This is a genomic window from Streptomyces sp. 35G-GA-8 (genome assembly GCF_023534745.1).
Taxonomy (GTDB): domain Bacteria; phylum Actinomycetota; class Actinomycetes; order Streptomycetales; family Streptomycetaceae; genus Streptomyces.
In genome coordinates this window covers 556,116-572,295 of sequence record NZ_JAMHJQ010000005.1, presented here as the reverse complement: position 1 = coordinate 572,295, position 16,180 = coordinate 556,116, and the positions used below count along the sequence as shown (strand labels likewise).

The 16,180-nt window shown below is 72.2% G+C and carries 17 protein-coding genes and 1 pseudogene; 11 read left to right on the top strand and 7 right to left on the bottom strand.

The genetic code is table 11. The features are described from left to right. The first annotated feature begins 45 nt into the window (after positions 1–45). Complete coding sequence (locus M1203_RS14075) at positions 46–534, top strand: GNAT family N-acetyltransferase (protein WP_249949976.1); 489 nt, start codon at positions 46–48, stop codon at positions 532–534. A 126-nt stretch (positions 535–660) separates the two neighbouring features. Here M1203_RS14075 and M1203_RS14070 read toward each other — a convergent pair whose 3' ends face one another. Genes M1203_RS14070 through M1203_RS14060 form a run of 3 tightly spaced genes read right to left on the bottom strand, consistent with a single transcriptional unit; the run spans position 661 to position 2,677 of the window. Further along, entirely contained in the window at positions 661–1,371 is a 711-nt protein-coding gene (locus tag M1203_RS14070; protein ID WP_249949975.1) for a phosphatase PAP2 family protein, read from the bottom strand. Continuing rightward, entirely contained in the window at positions 1,368–2,003 is a 636-nt protein-coding gene (locus M1203_RS14065) for a phosphatase PAP2 family protein (protein WP_249949974.1), read from the bottom strand. The genes M1203_RS14070 and M1203_RS14065 overlap by 4 nt, the downstream gene beginning before the upstream one ends. Beyond that, positions 2,000–2,677, bottom strand: coding sequence for a DedA family protein (locus M1203_RS14060; protein ID WP_249949973.1), 678 nt, complete (start codon positions 2,675–2,677; stop codon positions 2,000–2,002). Before M1203_RS14060 ends, M1203_RS14065 begins: the two co-directional genes overlap by 4 nt. Before the next feature lie 125 nt (positions 2,678–2,802). Here M1203_RS14060 and M1203_RS14055 point away from each other — a divergent pair, with 125 nt between their 5' ends. Together M1203_RS14055 and M1203_RS14050 are read left to right on the top strand one after the other, a co-directional pair. Then, positions 2,803–3,177 (top strand): BlaI/MecI/CopY family transcriptional regulator, encoded by a 375-nt coding sequence (locus M1203_RS14055; RefSeq protein WP_249949972.1) that lies wholly within the window; start codon positions 2,803–2,805, stop codon positions 3,175–3,177. Beyond that, positions 3,174–4,127 carry a M48 family metalloprotease gene (locus M1203_RS14050; protein WP_249949971.1) on the top strand — a complete coding sequence of 318 codons (954 nt, stop codon included), beginning with the start codon at positions 3,174–3,176 and terminating at the stop codon, positions 4,125–4,127. The genes M1203_RS14055 and M1203_RS14050 overlap by 4 nt, the downstream gene beginning before the upstream one ends. Before the next feature lie 200 nt (positions 4,128–4,327). Here M1203_RS14050 and M1203_RS14045 read toward each other — a convergent pair. Continuing rightward, positions 4,328–4,735: pseudogene (locus M1203_RS14045) on the bottom strand (hypothetical protein); the annotation flags it as partial. A gap of 351 nt (positions 4,736–5,086) precedes the next feature. On the opposite strand from M1203_RS14045, the gene M1203_RS14040 reads away from it, so the two are divergent. Both M1203_RS14040 and M1203_RS14035 read left to right on the top strand, forming a co-directional pair. Beyond that, positions 5,087–6,004, top strand: coding sequence for an SRPBCC family protein (locus tag M1203_RS14040; RefSeq protein ID WP_308404870.1), 918 nt, complete (start codon positions 5,087–5,089; stop codon positions 6,002–6,004). A gap of 208 nt (positions 6,005–6,212) precedes the next feature. Beyond that, positions 6,213–7,313, top strand: a complete 1,101-nt coding sequence (locus tag M1203_RS14035; RefSeq protein ID WP_249949970.1) for an acyltransferase family protein — start codon at positions 6,213–6,215, stop codon at positions 7,311–7,313. 84 nt (positions 7,314–7,397) lie between these two features. Here the strand turns inward: M1203_RS14035 and M1203_RS14030 are convergent, their stop codons facing one another. Next, positions 7,398–7,853: a tellurite resistance TerB family protein gene (locus M1203_RS14030; RefSeq protein WP_249949969.1), complete on the bottom strand. Its 456-nt coding sequence runs from the start codon at positions 7,851–7,853 to the stop codon at positions 7,398–7,400. A 177-nt stretch (positions 7,854–8,030) separates the two neighbouring features. On the opposite strand from M1203_RS14030, the gene M1203_RS14025 reads away from it, so the two are divergent. Beyond that, entirely contained in the window at positions 8,031–8,771 is a 741-nt protein-coding gene (locus M1203_RS14025) for a dienelactone hydrolase family protein (protein WP_249949968.1), read from the top strand. Positions 8,772–8,805: 34 nt separating this feature from the next. Here M1203_RS14025 and M1203_RS14020 read toward each other — a convergent pair whose 3' ends face one another. After that, positions 8,806–9,681: a UbiA family prenyltransferase gene (locus M1203_RS14020; RefSeq protein ID WP_374402906.1), complete on the bottom strand. Its 876-nt coding sequence runs from the start codon at positions 9,679–9,681 to the stop codon at positions 8,806–8,808. Positions 9,682–9,875: 194 nt separating this feature from the next. Here M1203_RS14020 and M1203_RS14015 point away from each other — a divergent pair, with 194 nt between their 5' ends. The 3 genes from M1203_RS14015 to M1203_RS14005 all read left to right on the top strand — a co-directional run bounded on the left by M1203_RS14015 (position 9,876) and on the right by M1203_RS14005 (position 12,566). Continuing rightward, a complete protein-coding gene (locus tag M1203_RS14015; RefSeq protein ID WP_249949967.1) occupies positions 9,876–10,928 on the top strand; it encodes a type III polyketide synthase in 1,053 nt (350 codons plus the stop codon). Between the two features lie 91 nt (positions 10,929–11,019). Next, positions 11,020–11,544, top strand: a complete 525-nt coding sequence (locus M1203_RS14010; RefSeq protein ID WP_249949966.1) for an isoprenylcysteine carboxyl methyltransferase family protein — start codon at positions 11,020–11,022, stop codon at positions 11,542–11,544. Next, the gene (locus tag M1203_RS14005; RefSeq protein WP_249949965.1) at positions 11,541–12,566 is read left to right on the top strand and encodes an NAD(P)/FAD-dependent oxidoreductase; all 1,026 of its coding nucleotides are present in this window, start codon (positions 11,541–11,543) and stop codon (positions 12,564–12,566) included. The genes M1203_RS14010 and M1203_RS14005 overlap by 4 nt, the downstream gene beginning before the upstream one ends. 63 nt (positions 12,567–12,629) lie before the next feature. Here the strand turns inward: M1203_RS14005 and M1203_RS14000 are convergent, their stop codons facing one another. Continuing rightward, on the bottom strand, positions 12,630–13,886 hold the full coding sequence (locus tag M1203_RS14000; protein WP_249949964.1) for a DUF4032 domain-containing protein: 1,257 nt from the start codon (positions 13,884–13,886) through the stop codon (positions 12,630–12,632). A gap of 186 nt (positions 13,887–14,072) precedes the next feature. On the opposite strand from M1203_RS14000, the gene M1203_RS13995 reads away from it, so the two are divergent. After that, a complete protein-coding gene (locus M1203_RS13995) occupies positions 14,073–15,578 on the top strand; it encodes an MFS transporter (RefSeq protein ID WP_249949963.1) in 1,506 nt (501 codons plus the stop codon). Beyond that, positions 15,575–16,174: a TetR family transcriptional regulator gene (locus M1203_RS13990; protein ID WP_249949962.1), complete on the top strand. Its 600-nt coding sequence runs from the start codon at positions 15,575–15,577 to the stop codon at positions 16,172–16,174. Before M1203_RS13995 ends, M1203_RS13990 begins: the two co-directional genes overlap by 4 nt. Positions 16,175–16,180 lie beyond the last annotated feature (6 nt).

Here is a 16,180-nt window from a genome sequence, read left to right as displayed (position 1 = left end):
CAAAAGCGCTGGCGGGCGCGGTGCGCGTACGGGCATCCTGGCCCCATGTTGATCAGGGAAGCCACCACCGAGGACTGGCCCGCCATCTGGCCGTTCTTCCACCGGATCGCCGCCGCCGGCGAGACCTTCACCTACCCCGTCGGGCTCAGTGAGACCGACGGGCGGGACATGTGGCTCGTCGCGCCCCCGAACCGTACCGTCGTCGCCGTCGACGACGCGGGTACGGTCCTGGGCACGGCGAAGATGAACCGGAACCACATGGGCAACGCCTCGCACATCGCGAGCGCGAGCTACATGGTCGACCCGGCGCACGGGGGGCGCGGGGTGGGCAGGGCGCTCTGTACGTACACGATCGACTGGGCCCGGGCGGCGGGGTTCCGCGCGATGCAGTTCAACGCCGTCGTCGAGACCAATACGCACGCGGTGAAGCTGTACAGGTCACTCGGCTTCGAGGTGGTGGGCACGCTCCCCGAGGGCTTCCTGCACCCGGAGCACGGTTATGTCGGGCTGCACATCATGCACCGCGCGCTCTGAGCGCGGGAGCCGACGGGAAGTGACGGCCGTCCTTTCTCGATGTGGGCTGATGTGGGCTGGCGAAGAGGTGGACACCCGCGGAGTACGGGACTCATCGGCCGGTCCGGCGGTGGTCGCGGACGGCGCCTACGGAGGCGACCGCCGGGCGCGTCCGGGCCGTCCGAGCTGTCCTGGCGGTATGAAGGACGCGCCCAGGCCGAGCCAGGTGGCGGCGAAGAGCCATCCGCCCACGACATCCGTCGCCCAGTGCACCCCCAGATAGATCCGGGTCAGCCCCACGGCGACCGCCCAGCAGACGAGGAGCACGATGAGCGCCCCTCTCAGCCATCCGGGGACCGCGTGGGGGCCGCGGCCGAACCGGACGAGCCCCCAGATCAGCAGCCCCGCCGCGAGCGCCGACGTGGTCGTGTGTCCGGAGGGGAACGCGAAGCCGGTGGCATGGGTCAGCCAGTCCGCCCTCGGCGGCCGGGGCCGGGCAGCCGCCGCCAGCAGTCCGTAGCGGGCGGCCTGCCCCGCGAGGAGGAACACCAGCGCGCCGGCCGCCGCCAGCAGCCGGTGCCGTGGATCGCGGCCCGCGAGCAGCCCGGCCGCGACGGCGCAGAGATAGGGGTACGGACCGGTGCCGCTGGCCGTTACGGCCCGCGCCGCCGTGATGCCCGCGGGGGACGACCGGTGCCTCACCGACCAGTCGAGCGCGGTCGTGTCCAGCGGGAAGGGGACGCCGTCGCGCGCCGTCGTGAAGACGGCCAGCAGGGCGAGGGCCGCGGCGCAGAGCGCGGTGACGGCCAGCGGCGCCGTGCGGACGGCTCTGCGGACCGGCGGTGCCGTACGGCTCACCGGCGGGCGACCAATGGGCGCAGCGGGGTGTCATGGAGCCGTTCGGCCAGCGGAGCGGTGCGTCGCGCGAGACTCATCAGCGCCCAGGCCACCACCGCCCCGACCAGCAGCCCGAGGACGACATCGTGCGGGTAGTGCGCCCCGACCCAGACCCGTGATCCGGCCATCAGCAGCGCGGCGGGGACCGCGAGCGCCGCGAGCGCGGGGTCGACGAACAGCAGCGCGACGGCCGCCGCCCCCGCGATCGCGGCATGGTTGCTCGGCAGCGACCAGTCGCCCAGCGGCGGGCATGCCTCGATGGTGATCGTGTGCAGCGTCTGACAGGGCCGTTGCTCCCGCATCACCGACTTGAGGGCCAGACCGGTGACATACGCCAGAACCAGCGCGAAGGGGGCGGCGAGCGCCATGACGGGCCGCGCCGAGGACCGCGGAGCCCCGGCCGTCGGCCGGGCGCGCCACCACGCGGCCAGCAGGAGCGCGCCGAAGAAGACCAGACCGTACGTGGACCAGAAGGAGACGGCGGCGTCCAGCCGGCCGGGCGAGCGGTCCGCCAGGCCGGTCACGGACCTGTACAGACCCTCGTCGAACCATCGGTCCTCGGTGGCGGACGCCGCCCGCGCGCTCGCGATCAACGTGCCTCCTCGCGGGAATCGGGCACGGTGCCCGCCCGGCGCGAGCGCAGCACCTCCAGGCCCAGCGGAATGAGGGAGATGATCACGACCACCGCGACGATGGGCAGCAGATAACGGTCGACATTGGGTACGGACGAGCCGAGCGCGTATCCGGCGAGCACGAGCCCGACCGTCCAGACCACACCGCCGATGACCTGCCAGAGGGTGAACAGGCGCGCGGGCACGTTCAGGGCGCCGGCCAGCGGGTTCAGCACGGTGCGCACGACCGGGACGAAGCGGGCGAGCACGATGGCCTTCGCGTGGCCGTACCGGTCGAGCAGTTCCTCCGCGCGGGCCGCCCCCTCGTGGAGCTTGCGGGCGCGGCTGCGCGCCAGCAGCGCCCGGCCGCCGCGCCGGCCGATCCAGTAGCCGGTCTGCGCGCCGAGCAACGCTCCGAGGACGGAGGCGATCAGGACCTGCGCGAGCGAGAGACGCGAGGTCCCGTCCGCCCCGGAGACACAGAGCAGCCCCGCGGTGAAGAGCAGCGAGTCGCCGGGCAGGAAGAAGCCGACGAGAAGGCCGGTCTCGGCGAAGAGGACGAAGGCGATGCCGAGGGCGCCGAACGCGGAGAGCAGTGATCCCGCGTCGAGAGGGTTCACGGCCCCCGGCATCGTCGCGAGGGTGGATACGTCCATTGAAGGGCTGCTCCCATAATGGTGGACGGAGGATGGACAGGGGTGTCCGTACGACGATCCGGTTGACTACAGTTCTGTAGACGGTCTACTTCACTGTAGACGAAGAGAACGGGAGGAGCGTTCCCATGGGCGACGACGGCGCGGAGCGGCGGCCGGCGGGGGAGTTGGAAGCCGGTGTGCTCGCGGCGCTGTGGGCGGCCGAGGAACCGCTCACGCCCGGACGCGTTCAGGAAGCGCTCGGTGGATCGCTCGCCCGCACCACCGTCACCACGATTCTGTCCCGGCTCTACGAGAAGGGCAGTGTCACGCGCACCCGATCGGGGCGCGGCTACGCGTACTCCCCGACCGAGGACGCCCCCGGGCTGACCGCCCGCCGTATGCACTCCGAGCTGGCGAAGGACGAGGACCGCAGCGCGGTGCTCGCCCGCTTCGTCTCCCAGCTCAACGACGAGGACGAGCGAATGCTGCGCTCCCTGCTCGACAGCGGGGAGGCCGGATGACCTACCTCGTACTGATCCCGCTGCTGATGCCGTTCCTCGCGGCCCCCGCCGCCTGCCGGGTCGCCGCCGTCCTCCCGCCGCGCCGCGCGGCCCAGCTGCTCACCGCCGCCGCGCTGGTCCTGGCCGGGAGCAGCTCGGCGGCCCTGGTGCTGCTGGTCGTACCGGGCGCGTCGTATCTGCCGGTCGTCGCCGTCCTCGGTGAACTCGCCGAACCGCTGACGGCCGGACCGCCCCCCGTGACCATCGCGCTCGCGCTCGTCGCCGGAACTCTGCTGGCGTGGCGTACGGCGGCGCTCACCGCCGCCGCCCGCCGCGACCGGGCGGAGCTGCGCCGGGCAAGGACCGTCACCGGCGGTACGGACGGCGAGCTGGCGGTGGTGCGGGACGACCGGCCCGACGCCTACGCGCTGCCGGGCCGCCCCGGCCGGATCGTCGTCACCACGGGCATGCTGCGCGCCCTGGAACCGCCCGAGCGCGAGGCGCTGTTCGCCCATGAACGCGCCCATCTGCGCGGCCGCCACCATGTCCTGCTCATGGCGGCGGAACTGGCCGCTCTCTGCCACCCCGCCCTGCGCGCGCTGCGCGAACCGCTCGGCTACGCGCTGGAGCGCGCCGCCGACGAGGCCGCCGCGACGGCCGTCGGCGACCGGCGGCTCGCCGCCCGCGCGATCGGGCGTGCCGCGCTGGCCACCCGCGGTGCGCCGGGGCTGTCCGGGGCGCTCAGGCCCCGGACCGTACTCGCGGCGACCGCGGGCCCGGTGCCCCGGCGCGTCGCCGCGCTGCTTGGCACCGGCGCGAGCGGCCGGCCCGCGCTCACGCCCCGGACCCGCCGCCTCGTCGCGGGCGCCGTGCTGATGTGTCTGACGCTGTCCGGCGCCTCGGCCATGGGGGCGGCGAACGACCTGCACACCCATATCGAGATCGCGCAGGGAGAGAATCCCGGGCGCTGACCGGCACTGCCGTCGCCGATGACCCGGGATTCCCCGTCATGCGTCCTTCACCGGGAAGTCCGGCCGAACTCCAAGGTGTCCCCGAAGGAATCATCACCCCCTGCCCTCCGGCCGGGACCGCCGCCGTGTCTTCGATACTCAGGGGCGGAGGCCGGCGCGGAGGCGACCAGTGGGCGCTCCCGGCGAAGCGGCTCCGGCAGGGCTTCCGGTGTGATCAGAGTCGGCAGCGCGCGGTCCATACGCAGCGCGTCCACCGATTCCGCCAGCAACTCGTATTCCGTGGTGTCGTCGCGGGTGGCGACACGGATGAGACGCCCGGCCGCCAAATGCTCGGCGACCATGTCCTGATGGGCCGTGTCGTCCCGCCAGTTCCGAAGTGTCGTCGGTACGTCCGGCACGCTCCGCCCCACCGGAGTGAGCGCGGCGGCCGGAAAATGGTCGCTTTCCGGGCTGGGATCCAGCCGTTCCGCGATCCAGGTCGCTCGATCCCGCAACCACCACAGTGCAAGTGACAGAGTGGGAGCGCGATATGTTCCCAGCGGAACGCCGATTCGCTGTCCACCGCAGATTCCGTACGCGGTGACATGGCACAGGAATTCGTCATGCACGGCCGCTCTCCTTGCGCCGTTCTGTGGGCCTGATGGCCTGGGCCGCAGTGCTTTTGGAGTGACGTTGCGCGGGTACTGCCGGGCGCCGTGGCGGAGCGATTTCCCGGGGGAGTGGAAAACGGCCCTGGAATGCCCGAACTTCCAACTATGAAGCCATTACTGACTTCCTGTCACGACGCGGATCCGGCCAGATTCGGAGCGTAATCACCGCCGCGTATGGCGGAAATTTCATGACACCGCGCCGCGCCGACGCGCTCATCGGCGCCCGCTCATATGCCAGCATCTGCGGGTACTGCGCGACGTCGGCCTCGTCGGGGCCGGCAGGTCTCGACGCGATGGAGGACATCCCTCATGAATACGAACCCGCACGACGGCACCCCGTACGACCACACCTGGCACGACATCTCGCAGGACGACACGCTGATGACCGCCGTCGACGGCCGGAGCGCCCTGCGGATGGAGCGCAGGCTCCCGCACCCTCCCGAGCGCGTCTGGGCCGCGCTCACCGAACCCGCCGCTCTCGCCCAGTGGTTCCCCTCGGAGGTGACCGTCGACCTCACCCCCGGTGGCGCGATGGGCTTCCACTTCCCCGGTGTCAGCGGACCGGGCATGACCGGCACCGTCACGGATGTCGACGAGCCCCGTCTCTTCGCGTTCACCTGGGGTGCCGACCATCTGAGCTGGTCCATCGCGCCCGACGGCGAGGGCTCGCTGCTCACGCTCGTGCATACCTTCGACGATCTCCCCGGCGCGGCGAGCTTCGCCTCCGGCTGGCATCTCTGCATCACCGCCCTGGCCCAGCTGCTCGCCGGCGGCCCGGTCACCGTCGGCCGTGACACGGGCGAGCTGCACGAGACATACGTACGCCGGTTCGGCCTCGGCCGTGGCACCGCCGAGACCGCCGAGACCGCCGGGGGCGACGCCACCGGTCCGCGGATCAGGCTGGAACGTCAGCTGGTGCGGCCGGCCGCGACCGTCTGGGATGTCCTGTCGGCCGGTATCGAGCCGGTGGCGGGCCTGCCCGTCCCCGCCGGATTCACCGCCGGGAACGTCCCGGCGGGCCATGTCACGGAGGTGCGGGCGCCGAAGTCGCTCACCTACACCTGGGAGCCGGCGGGGTCGGTCACCTGGGAGCTGGGGGAGGGGACGGGGCACGGGGCCCGGCTGGTGCTGACCCAGACAGGTCCCGAGGGCGGCGACGCGGACGCGGCCCTGGCGGCCTGGCGGACCCGGATCGACCAGCTCGCGGCGGACCTTCTCAAAGCCTGACGTCCTGGAAGCCGTGGGGGGAGGTGGCCGGAAGGAGGCCGTGTGGCGAGCGTGTGACGGCTCGGTAGGGGCCGTCCGATCCGCGCCGCCCAGGTGGAGGGGCGGCGGGAGCTCTCGTTAGGGTGCCTTGAATGTTCGCCCCACGAGTTCCCCCCACATTTTCTGTAAGAGGCGTGTTCGCTGGTCCGGGTTCCCTCCGGGGGGATCTGTGACACAGCTCACTGCTCAATCGTCACGGGCCGCGGCGACCGCGAACCAGGCGGAAGCCGGGCCGGCCGCGCCATCGGCCAAGAAGCGGGACGCGTTCTTCGACAACGCCAAGTACCTGGCGATCGTGCTGGTCGCGATGGGACACGCGTGGGAGCCGCTGCGGGACGGCAGCCGGGCGGTCTCGGCGCTCTACATCGTCGTCTACACCTTCCATATGCCGGCGTTCATCGTCATCTCCGGCTATTTCTCGCGGAGCTTCGACTTCCGGCCGGACCGGGTGCGCCGGCTGATCACCGGTATCGCCGTGCCGTACATCGTGTTCGAGGTCGCCTACAGCCTCTTCCGCCGATGGGCCGCGGACGATCCGTCCATGGAGATCACCCTGCTCGACCCGTGGTACCTCACCTGGTTCCTGCTCGCCCTCTTCGTCTGGCGGATGACGGCGCCCATCTGGCGCCTGGTGCGATGGCCCGTGCCGGTCGCGCTGGCGATCGCCATGCTCGCGACCCTCTCACCGGACATCGGCGACGACCTCGATCTCCAGCGGGTCCTGCAGTTCCTGCCGTTCTTCGTGCTCGGCCTGCGGCTCAAGCCGGAGCACTTCCAGATCGTCCGCCGCAAGGAAGTGCGCCTCCTGGCCGTTCCGGTCTTCGCCGCCACGGTCGTCTTCGCGTACTGGGCCGTCACCCGGATGAACATGGCGTGGTTCTTCCACCGCGACAGCGCTCAGGAACTGGGCGCGCCCTGGTGGAGCGGGATCCCGATGACGCTCGCCCTCTTCGGCTGCTCCCTCGTACTGACCGCGTGCTTCTTCGCCTGGGTCCCCGGCCGCCGTATGTGGTTCACGGCGCTGGGCGCCGGCACGCTCTGCGGCTATCTGCTGCACGGATTCCTCGCCCAGAGCGCGAGCATCTGGGACTGGTACGACGCCGACTGGCCGCACCGGCCCATCGGCGCGGTGCTCGTCACCGTCCTCGCGGGCGTGGTCGTCACGCTCCTCTGTACGCCCCCGGTCCAGCGGCTCTTCCGTTTCGCGCTGGAGCCCGAGATGGCCTGGGCGTTCAGGACCGACCCCGCCGAGCGGCGCGGAAAGAGCTGAGCGAGGAACCCGGGAGGTTCGGGCGTACGCGCGGGGCGGTGGCCGCCGGCCGCCGCCCCGCGCGTCACCCACCGGCCGACCCGATCAGAGGTCGAACTCGTGCGGCGGCAGGTCGAGGGCGTAGCAGGCCTCGCGGACCACGGCCTGCTCCGTCTTGTCGAAGTCGCCGTCGGCGCCGCCGATGACGATGCCGATCTGGATGACGGCCCGTGCCTCGACGGGCTTCTTCCTGGCCTTGCCCACCTCCTGGAGGAGGCCCACCTTGCCGAACGTGAAGTCGGCGGCCAGCTTGTTCAGATAGTCGTCGAAGCGGCGCTGGAGGTCTTCCGCGGGGAAGTTCCGCAGCACCTCATTGGTGGCGATCAACGAGGCGACCCGCTGGCGCTCGGCGGGGTCGACGGAGCCGTCGGCCGCCGCGACCAGCGCGCACATCGCCATGCTCGCGTCGCGGAACGAGCCGCTTTTGAGGTCGTTCTTCTTCGCCATGAGCTGCGTCTGCATCGTCGCGGCGGATTCCTTGAACCGGTCCCACAGGGCCATTCCGTCATCTCTCCTCAGGTGTCACACAGAGCCACCCCGACAACGCGCGGGACCGCCGCCGCGTGCCCGTCGGGTGGAGCCGGTCGCGGTCCGGAGAGGCGTTCGCCCTCAAGGCGCCCCCTTTCATACGATCGCGATGTCGCCCCTCATCGCACCAGAGCTGGGAGAGCACCTGCCATGGCCACCGAGCCGATCGACTCCAACGACTCCACCGCGCCCACCGAATCCTCGCTGCAGAACGTCTCGTTCCCGAGCGCGGGTACGACCGCCTACGGCTATCTCGCCGTACCGCCCGCCGGACACGGCCCCGGCCTGATCGTCATCCAGGAGTGGTGGGGCCTGACCGCCCACATCAAGGACATCGCCGACCGCTTCGCACGGGCGGGCTTCGTCGCGCTCGCCCCCGATCTGTACGGCGGCCGGGTCGCCCACGATTCCGGCGAGGCGCTGCGCATGATGAGCGCACTGCCCACCGACCGGGGTGTCGAACTGCTCTCCGGCGCCGTCGACTATCTGCTCGCGCGGCCCGAGACGGACGGCGACACGATCGGCACCGTCGGCTTCTGCATGGGCGGCGGATTCGTGCTCAGCCTCGCCGCCAAGGACCAGCGGATCTCCGCGGCCGTACCGTTCTACGGCGTCAACCGGGACGGCATCCCCGACTTCTCGAACCTCAAGGCCGAGATCCTGGGCCACTACGGCGCGGAGGACGACACCGTCTCGCCGTCGAGCCTCAAGGAACTGCGTACCGCGATCGAGTCCCAGTCCGGCATCGTGCCGGTCATCCATGTCTACCCGGGGGCGGGCCACGCCTTCTTCAACGACGGCCGCCCCGAGGCGTATCACGCGGAATCCGCCGCGCTCGCCTGGGACCGTACGATCACCTTCCTCCGGGAGCGGCTCGGCGTGTCGGACTGACGCCCTCCCGCGGCCGACGCGGGGCCGGACGCGGTCAGTTGAGCGCGGCACCCTGCGACAGCAGCAGCGCCACATCGGCGCCCGCGACCACGATCGCCGCGAGGAACGGCACCCTGGGACGGCGGCGGCCCAGCAGCGCGCCGCCGACCGCCGTGATCAGCGCCACGGTGACGGCGACGGCACCGAGCGCGCCCGCTCCGCCGAGCGCGAGCAGGACCGTCGCCGCCACCAGCGGGGCCGGCAGCAGCAGCCGTACCGCGGCCGGCCCCAGCCGCTGCGGCCAGCCCCGCACCCCCAGGGCGAGATCCGCCTCGATGTCGGGCAGCACATTGCCGAGATGCGCGCCGACCCCCACCAGCGCCGCGGCGGTGACGACCCACCAGACCGGCCGGGGCTGCCCCGGCAGACCGAGCGTCACAAAGGCGGGCAGGGAGGCGAACCCGATCGCGTACGGCAGCCACGACAGCACCGTCGACTTCAGCCGGAGGTTGTACAGCCAGGCCGCGGCCACCCCCACCAGATGCACCACGCCCGCGAGCGTCCCGTACGCCAACGACAGCGGAACGCACAGAGCCAGCGCCGTCAGCGCGGCGGCCCGTACGGCACGCACGCCGACGGCCCCGCCCACCAGGGGCTTGGCGCGCCGTCCGGCCGCGGTGTCGCGCGCCGCGTCGACCGCGTCATTGCTCCAGCCGACCGACAACTGCCCCGTCAGCACGGCGGCGGTCACCAGCAGACAGCCGGACGCGTCCTGTCCGGCGGCCACCGCGAGCCCCGCGACGAGCAGCGTCACCGCGACCGTGGGCCCCGGATGACACGCGCCCAGCAGCGCGGCCACCCGGCGCGGCCACCGTCCCGGTGGCCCTGTCGGTGCCCGGACGATGCTCCCTGGCCGGTCGATGGCGTCCACGCGCTCATCGTAGGCAGCGCCACCGGCATCGGGCGGCCGTCACGCCGTATCCCTCACGAACGCCGAACTGCCCGTCACGGCGCGGTCGTACAACCGCCTCTGAGGGGCCGTACAGGCGACTTCGTGTGTGGCGCGACCGAGCGGGGGCAGGGATGGCACGTCAGTCGCCTCCCGACCCCGACCTCGGACCGCAGATGACAAGCATCGCAGCCGTCCACGGAGCCCTGGCTCCGCATCGGTACCCCCAGCACGAGATCACGGACATGGTCGCCAGGACCTGTCTGCCCGCAGGTGCCGACAGGAAGGTTCTCGACCGGCTGCACCGCGGTGCGCGCGTGGACACGCGCCATACGGCCCTGCCCCTCGACCGGTACGACTCTCTCACCGACTTCGGGGCGGTGAACGACGCCTTCATCGCGGGGGCGTTACCGCTGGGAGCCGAGGCGGTCGGCGGGGCGCTGGAGGCGGCGGGGCTGTCCCCGCGCGATGTCGATCTGCTGATGTTCACCTCGGTGACGGGTATCGCCGCGCCGTCCGTGGACGCGCGCCTCGTCGGGCGGCTCGGCCTGCGCTCCGACGTCAAGAGAGTGCCGGTGTTCGGGCTCGGCTGTGTGGCGGGGGCGGCCGGCATCGCCCGGTTGCACGACTATCTGCTCGGACGGCCCGACGATGTGGCCGTCCTCCTCTCGGTCGAGCTCTGCTCGCTCACCTTCCAGCGCGACGACGTCTCGTCCGCCAACCTTGTCGCCACCGCGCTCTTCGGGGACGGCGCCGCGGCCGTGGTCGCCTGTGGCCCCCGCCGCCGGACCGCCGGGCCCGTCGTCGTCGACACCCGCAGCCAGCTCTATCCGGACACCGAGCAGACCATGGGCTGGGACATCACGGGCTCCGGCTTCCGTATCGTCCTGGACGCGAGCGTTCCGGATCTTGTCCGCAAGAACCTCGCGGCGGACGTCGACGGATTCCTCGCCGACAACGGTCTGACGCGTGACGACATCACCGCGTGGGTGTGCCACCCCGGCGGGCCGAAGGTGCTGGAAGCGGTCGAAGAGGTGCTGCAACTGCCCGCCGACGCCCTCGACATGACCTGGCGTTCGCTGGCTGCGGTGGGGAATCTGTCGTCCTCGTCCGTACTGCATGTGCTGCGTGACACGCTGGCCGAGCGCCCGCCGCCGCCCTGTTCGTACGGGCTGCTGCTGGCGATGGGGCCCGGATTCTGCTCCGAGCTGGTGCTGCTGCGCTGGTAGGGCCGGCGGCTGGTTCGCGGGCGGGGGCGGGGGCGCCGAGCGGGGGCGAGCCGCGTGGGGACGAGGAGAAGAGACCGACGGACGGGGAGAGATGATCTGGTACACCGCGCTGGTACTGGCCATGGGCGCGGAGCGCGTCGCCGAACTCGTCGTCGCCCGCCGCAACGCGCGCTGGAGTCTGGCGCGCGGCGCCGTCGAGCGGGGGCGGCGGCACTATCCGCCGATGGTCGCCCTGCACACCCTGTTGCTGCTCGGCTGTCTCGTGGAAGTGCGGCTCGCGGACCGGCCGTTCGACCCGTCGCTCGGCTGGCCGATGCTGGCCGTCGTGCTGGCCGGACAGGCGCTGCGCTGGTGGTGCGTCCATACGCTCGGCCCGCGCTGGAACACCCGGGTGCTGGTCGTGCCGGGACTTCCGCTCGTGACGGGCGGCCCGTACCGGCTGCTGCGGCACCCCAACTATGTGGCGGTGGTGGCGGAAGGGATCGCACTGCCGCTCGTGCACGGCGCCTGGGTGACCGCGCTGGTGTTCACCACGCTCAACGCGGTGCTGCTGACGATCCGGATACGGTGCGAGAACCGCGCGCTGGAGTCGGCCGCCGCGGGCGCTCTGCCGTGATCGATCTGCTGGTGGTGGGCGGCGGCCCCGCCGGTCTCGCCACCGCGGTCCATGCCGCGCGGGCCGGCCTGGAGACGGTGGTGATCGAGCCCCGTACCACCCCCGTCGACAAGGCGTGCGGCGAAGGCGTGATGCCACGCGGCGTACGCGCGCTGTCGGCCCTCGGCCTCGGCCCGCTCCCGGGCCATCCGCTGCGCGGCATTCGCTATGTCCATGGCACCCACCGGGCCGAGGCGCCGTTCGACGAAGGACCCGGGCTCGGGGTACGGCGTACGGAACTCCACGCCGCGCTGGCGCGACGGGCCGCCGAGGCCGGCGTCAGGACGGTGACCGGCCGGGTCGGCGAGGTGGAGCAGAGCGCGGACTCCGTGACCGCGGGCGGACTGCGGGCGCGCTGGCTGGTGGCCGCGGACGGGCTGCGCTCACCCGTGCGCCGCCGCCTCGGCCTGGATCTCCCGGACCCGCGGCCCCGGCGGTACGGGCAGCGGCGGCACTACCGGATGAAGCCCTGGACGGACTTCGTGGAGGTCCACTGGTCGCCTTCGGGACGGGCGGGGGAGGCGTATGTGACACCCGTGGCGGACGATCTGGTCGGGGTGGCCGTACTGACCACGGCGAAGGGCGGTTACGACGACCATCTGGCCCGCTTCCCGCGGCTGCTCCCGCTGCTGGACGGTGAGCAGGTCGGCGCCGTGCGCGGCGCGGGCCCCCTGCGTCAGCGGGTACGCCGCCGCAGCGCCGGCCGGGTGCTGCTCGTCGGCGACGCGGCGGGCTATGTCGACGCTCTCACCGGCGAGGGCATCGCGCTCGCGCTGGCGTCGGCGGAGGCGGCCGTACGGTGTCTGCGGGCCGGCCGGCCGCAGGAGTACGAGCGGCGCTGGCGCACGCTGTCCCGGCGCCACCGGCTGCTGACGGAGGGGCTGCTGAGGGTCAGCGGCCACGAGGCGGGAGCCCGGCTGATCGTCCCGGCGGCGGCCAGGATGCCCGCGGTGTTCGCGGCGGCGGTACGCGCCCTTCAGTGAGAGCCGGCCCCCGGCCCGGGTCCGGCCTCGGGTCCGGTCCGGGCCTCGGGTCCGGTCCCGGGATCAGGGAGACAGACCACCCGTCGTGTCCGTCCCCGGGGGCGTCATCGCGTTCACCGAGTGCGGCAGTACGTTCACGAGATAGTCCGCGATCGTCGCCTCCAGACCGATGTCGCGCCCCGCCGCCTCCGAGAGATACCAGCGGTGCTCAAGCACCTCGTGGTAGATCTGCGCCGCGTCCATCTCGCCGCGCATCTCCAGGGGTACGGCCCGCACGGTCGGCCGGAAGACATCGCGGACCCAGCGGTGTGCCAGGACCTCCGGCCGGGCCCCCAGCGGATCGCCCGGCGCGTAGTCCTCCTCGCCGGCCATCCAGCTCTCCAGGTCGTTGAGCAGCCGGCGCGCCTGGTTCTCCTCGGCGTCCAGTCCGGTCAGCCGCAGCAATTGCCGCTGATGATGGCCCGCGTCCACCACCTTCGGCAGGAAGGTGACCGTGTCACCGACCGGGGAGCGCTCGATCTGCATCTCCGCGACATCGAAGCCCAGATCGTTGAGCCGGCGGATCCGGCGGTCGATGTAGTGCCGCTTGTCCACCGGGTACACCGACTCGCGCGTCACCTCGTGCCACAGGTCCTCGTACCGCTGGACGATCGCCGCGCCGAACGGCACCGGGTCGACGGAAGGGTGCAGCGCGCCCGACGCCTCCAGGTCCATCAGCTCCCCTGCGATGTTCACCCGCGCCAGCTCGATGTCGTAATCGCGCTGTCCCGGGCTCAGGTTCTGCTGGATCTGCCCGGTCTCGGCGTCCACCAGATACGCGGCGTACGCGCCCGCGTCACGCCGGAAGAGCGCGTTCGACAGCGAGCAGTCGCCCCAGGCGAACCCGGCGAGATGCAGTCGTACGAGCAGCACGGCCAGCGCGTCCATCAGCCGCTTGACGGTGGTCGGCCGCATCGTCGACTCGAACATCGAGCGATAGGGCAGCGATCCCTTGAGATGCCGTGTGATCAGCGCGGGTTCCAGGGGCGCCCCGTCCGCGTCCACCCGCCCGGTCACCACCGCGACCGGGTCCACGGCGGGGATTCCGAGGCGGTGCAGATCGCGGAGCAGACCGAACTCGCGGACGGCCCCGCGCTCGGATATCTCCTTCACCGCCACGACCTCGGGCCCGGCCGAGGCGAAGCGCACCACATGGCGCGAGATACCGCGCGGGAGCGCGACCAGGCACTCGTCGGGCCACTGGTCGAGCGGGGTGTTCCACGGCAGATCCAGCAGCACGGCCGGCTGCTCCGGATTGGTCGCGCTGATCTGCAGCGCCATCGTGCCTCCCACGGCGGTCGTCGGGCGGGCACCGGACACGGAACCGCCCCGGACAGTGTGCCGGGTCGGGTCGCGCGGCCGGAGGGGCACGGGGGTGCACAGGTGTATACCCTGGAGGTGAACAGTTGTGCACCCCTGCCGCTTCCCCTCAGCGCTTCCCGTTGGCGCTTCCCGTTACGGAGAGAGATGCCCGAAGCGATATCCGAGCCCCCCGAGCCCTCCGAGCCCTCCGAATCCGAACCTTCCGCGTCCGAGCCCTCCGCGCCGCACCCCAGATTCCTCGTCGCCGTCCTGGCGTTCTGCGGCGTGGTCGTGGCCGTCATGCAGACGCTGGTCGTACCGCTCCTTCCGCACATCCCCGCGCTCACCGGCGCCACCCCCGCCGCCGCCAGCTGGCTGGTGACGATCACGCTGCTCACCGGCGCCATCTGCACCCCCGTGCTCGGGCGGATCGGCGACATGTACGGCAAGCGCCGGGTGCTCCTTGCCTCGCTCGGCGTGCTGACCGCCGGCTCCGTCCTGTGCGCGGTCAGCTCCCACATCGGGGTGCTGATCACCGGCCGGGCCCTCCAGGGCGCCGCGCTCGCCGTCGTACCCCTGGGCATCAGCATCATGCGGGACGAGCTGGCACCCGAGCGGGTGCTGTCCTCGGTCGCCCTGATGAGCTCGACCCTGGGCATCGGCGCGGCCGTCGGACTGCCCGTCGCCGCCCTGGTCGTCGAGCACTACGACTGGCACACGATGTTCTGGGCGTCGGCCGGGCTGGGGCTGCTCGACATCGTGCTGGTGCTGCTCTGCGTACCGGAATCACCGCTGCGCACCCGGGGCCGCTTCGACGCACTCGGCGCGCTCGGGCTGTCCGCCGCCCTGGTCGGCCTGCTGCTGGCGGTCACCCAGGGCGGGGCGTGGGGCTGGACATCCGTCCGTACCCTCGGGCTGCTCGTACTCGCCGTGCTGATCGGCCTCCTCTGGGGATGCTACGAGCTGCGCGTCACCACCCCCATGGTCGATCTGCGGGTCTCCGCGCGACCCGCCGTGCTGTTGGCCAATCTCGCCGCCCTGCTGATCGGCTTCGCGTTCTACGCCAACTCCCTGACCACCGCGCAGATGGTGCAGGAGCCCACCAGCACCGGTTACGGCCTGGGCGCTTCCCTCGTCGTCAGCGGACTGTGCCTGCTGCCCGGCGGCCTCACGATGGTCGCCCTGTCTCCGGTGTCCGCGCGGATCTCCGCCGCGTACGGCCCCAAAACCACGCTCGTGCTGGCCTCGGCCGTGCTGGCCGTGGGCTACGCGGTGCGCTTCTTCACCAGCCACCGGCTGTGGACGATCATCCTCGGTGCCACCGTCGTCGCCGCGGGCACTGCCATCGCGTACTCGGCGCTGCCCGCGCTCGTGATGCGCGCGGTGCCTGTCAGCGAGACAGGCGCCGCCAACGGCCTCAACACCCTGATGCGCTCGGTCGGACAGGCCTTTTGCAGCGCGGCGGTCGCCGCCGTACTCACCAGCCTCACCTTCGAGGCCGGCGGCCGTACCGCCCCCACACTCCACGCCTATCTGCTGGTCTTCGTCATCGCGGGCGGCGCCGCGCTCCTCGCGCTGGCCGTCACCCTGTGTCTGCCGCGTCAGCGGGGACGCGCGCCCGGTAGCGTCGCACGGGACAGGACGACATCGCTTGCCCGGGAGGGCGCATGAACGGGCAGGCAGCCGGCGGGTCAGCCGACGGGGCGGCGGGCGGCGCCGCGGCGCCCGAGGCGGGTACGGGACGGGACGCGATCCTGCGGGCCGCGCGGCGCGCGTTCGCCTTCCGGCCCTACGCCGAGGTCACGATGCGGGGCATCGCCGCCGACGCGGGGGTCAGCGCCTCGCTCATCGTCAAGCATTTCGCCACCAAGGAACGGCTGTTCAACGCCGTCGCCGACTTCGAGGCCGCGGCGGACCAGCTCTTCGCGGCGCCCCTGGACACGCTCGGCAGACATCTGGTGCTGACCATGCTGCGCAGCCGCCGCGAGCGCGGGGCGGACCCCTTGCTGCGCGTCGTGTTCTCGCTCGGCCACGACGACGAACGCACCCTGCTGCGCGAGCGCTTCGGCGCGCAGATCACCGAGCGGCTGGCCGGGTCGCTGACCGGCCGTGAACGCGCTCTGCGCGCCGAGCTGATCTCCGGCCAACTGCTCGGGCTCGGCGCCACGCTCAGCCTGTACCGCGAAGGCGCCACCGGACGGGCCGCCCCCGAACGGCTGGCCGATCTGTACGCGCCCGCGCTCCAGCGTCTGATCGACGCCGGCTGAGAGGCT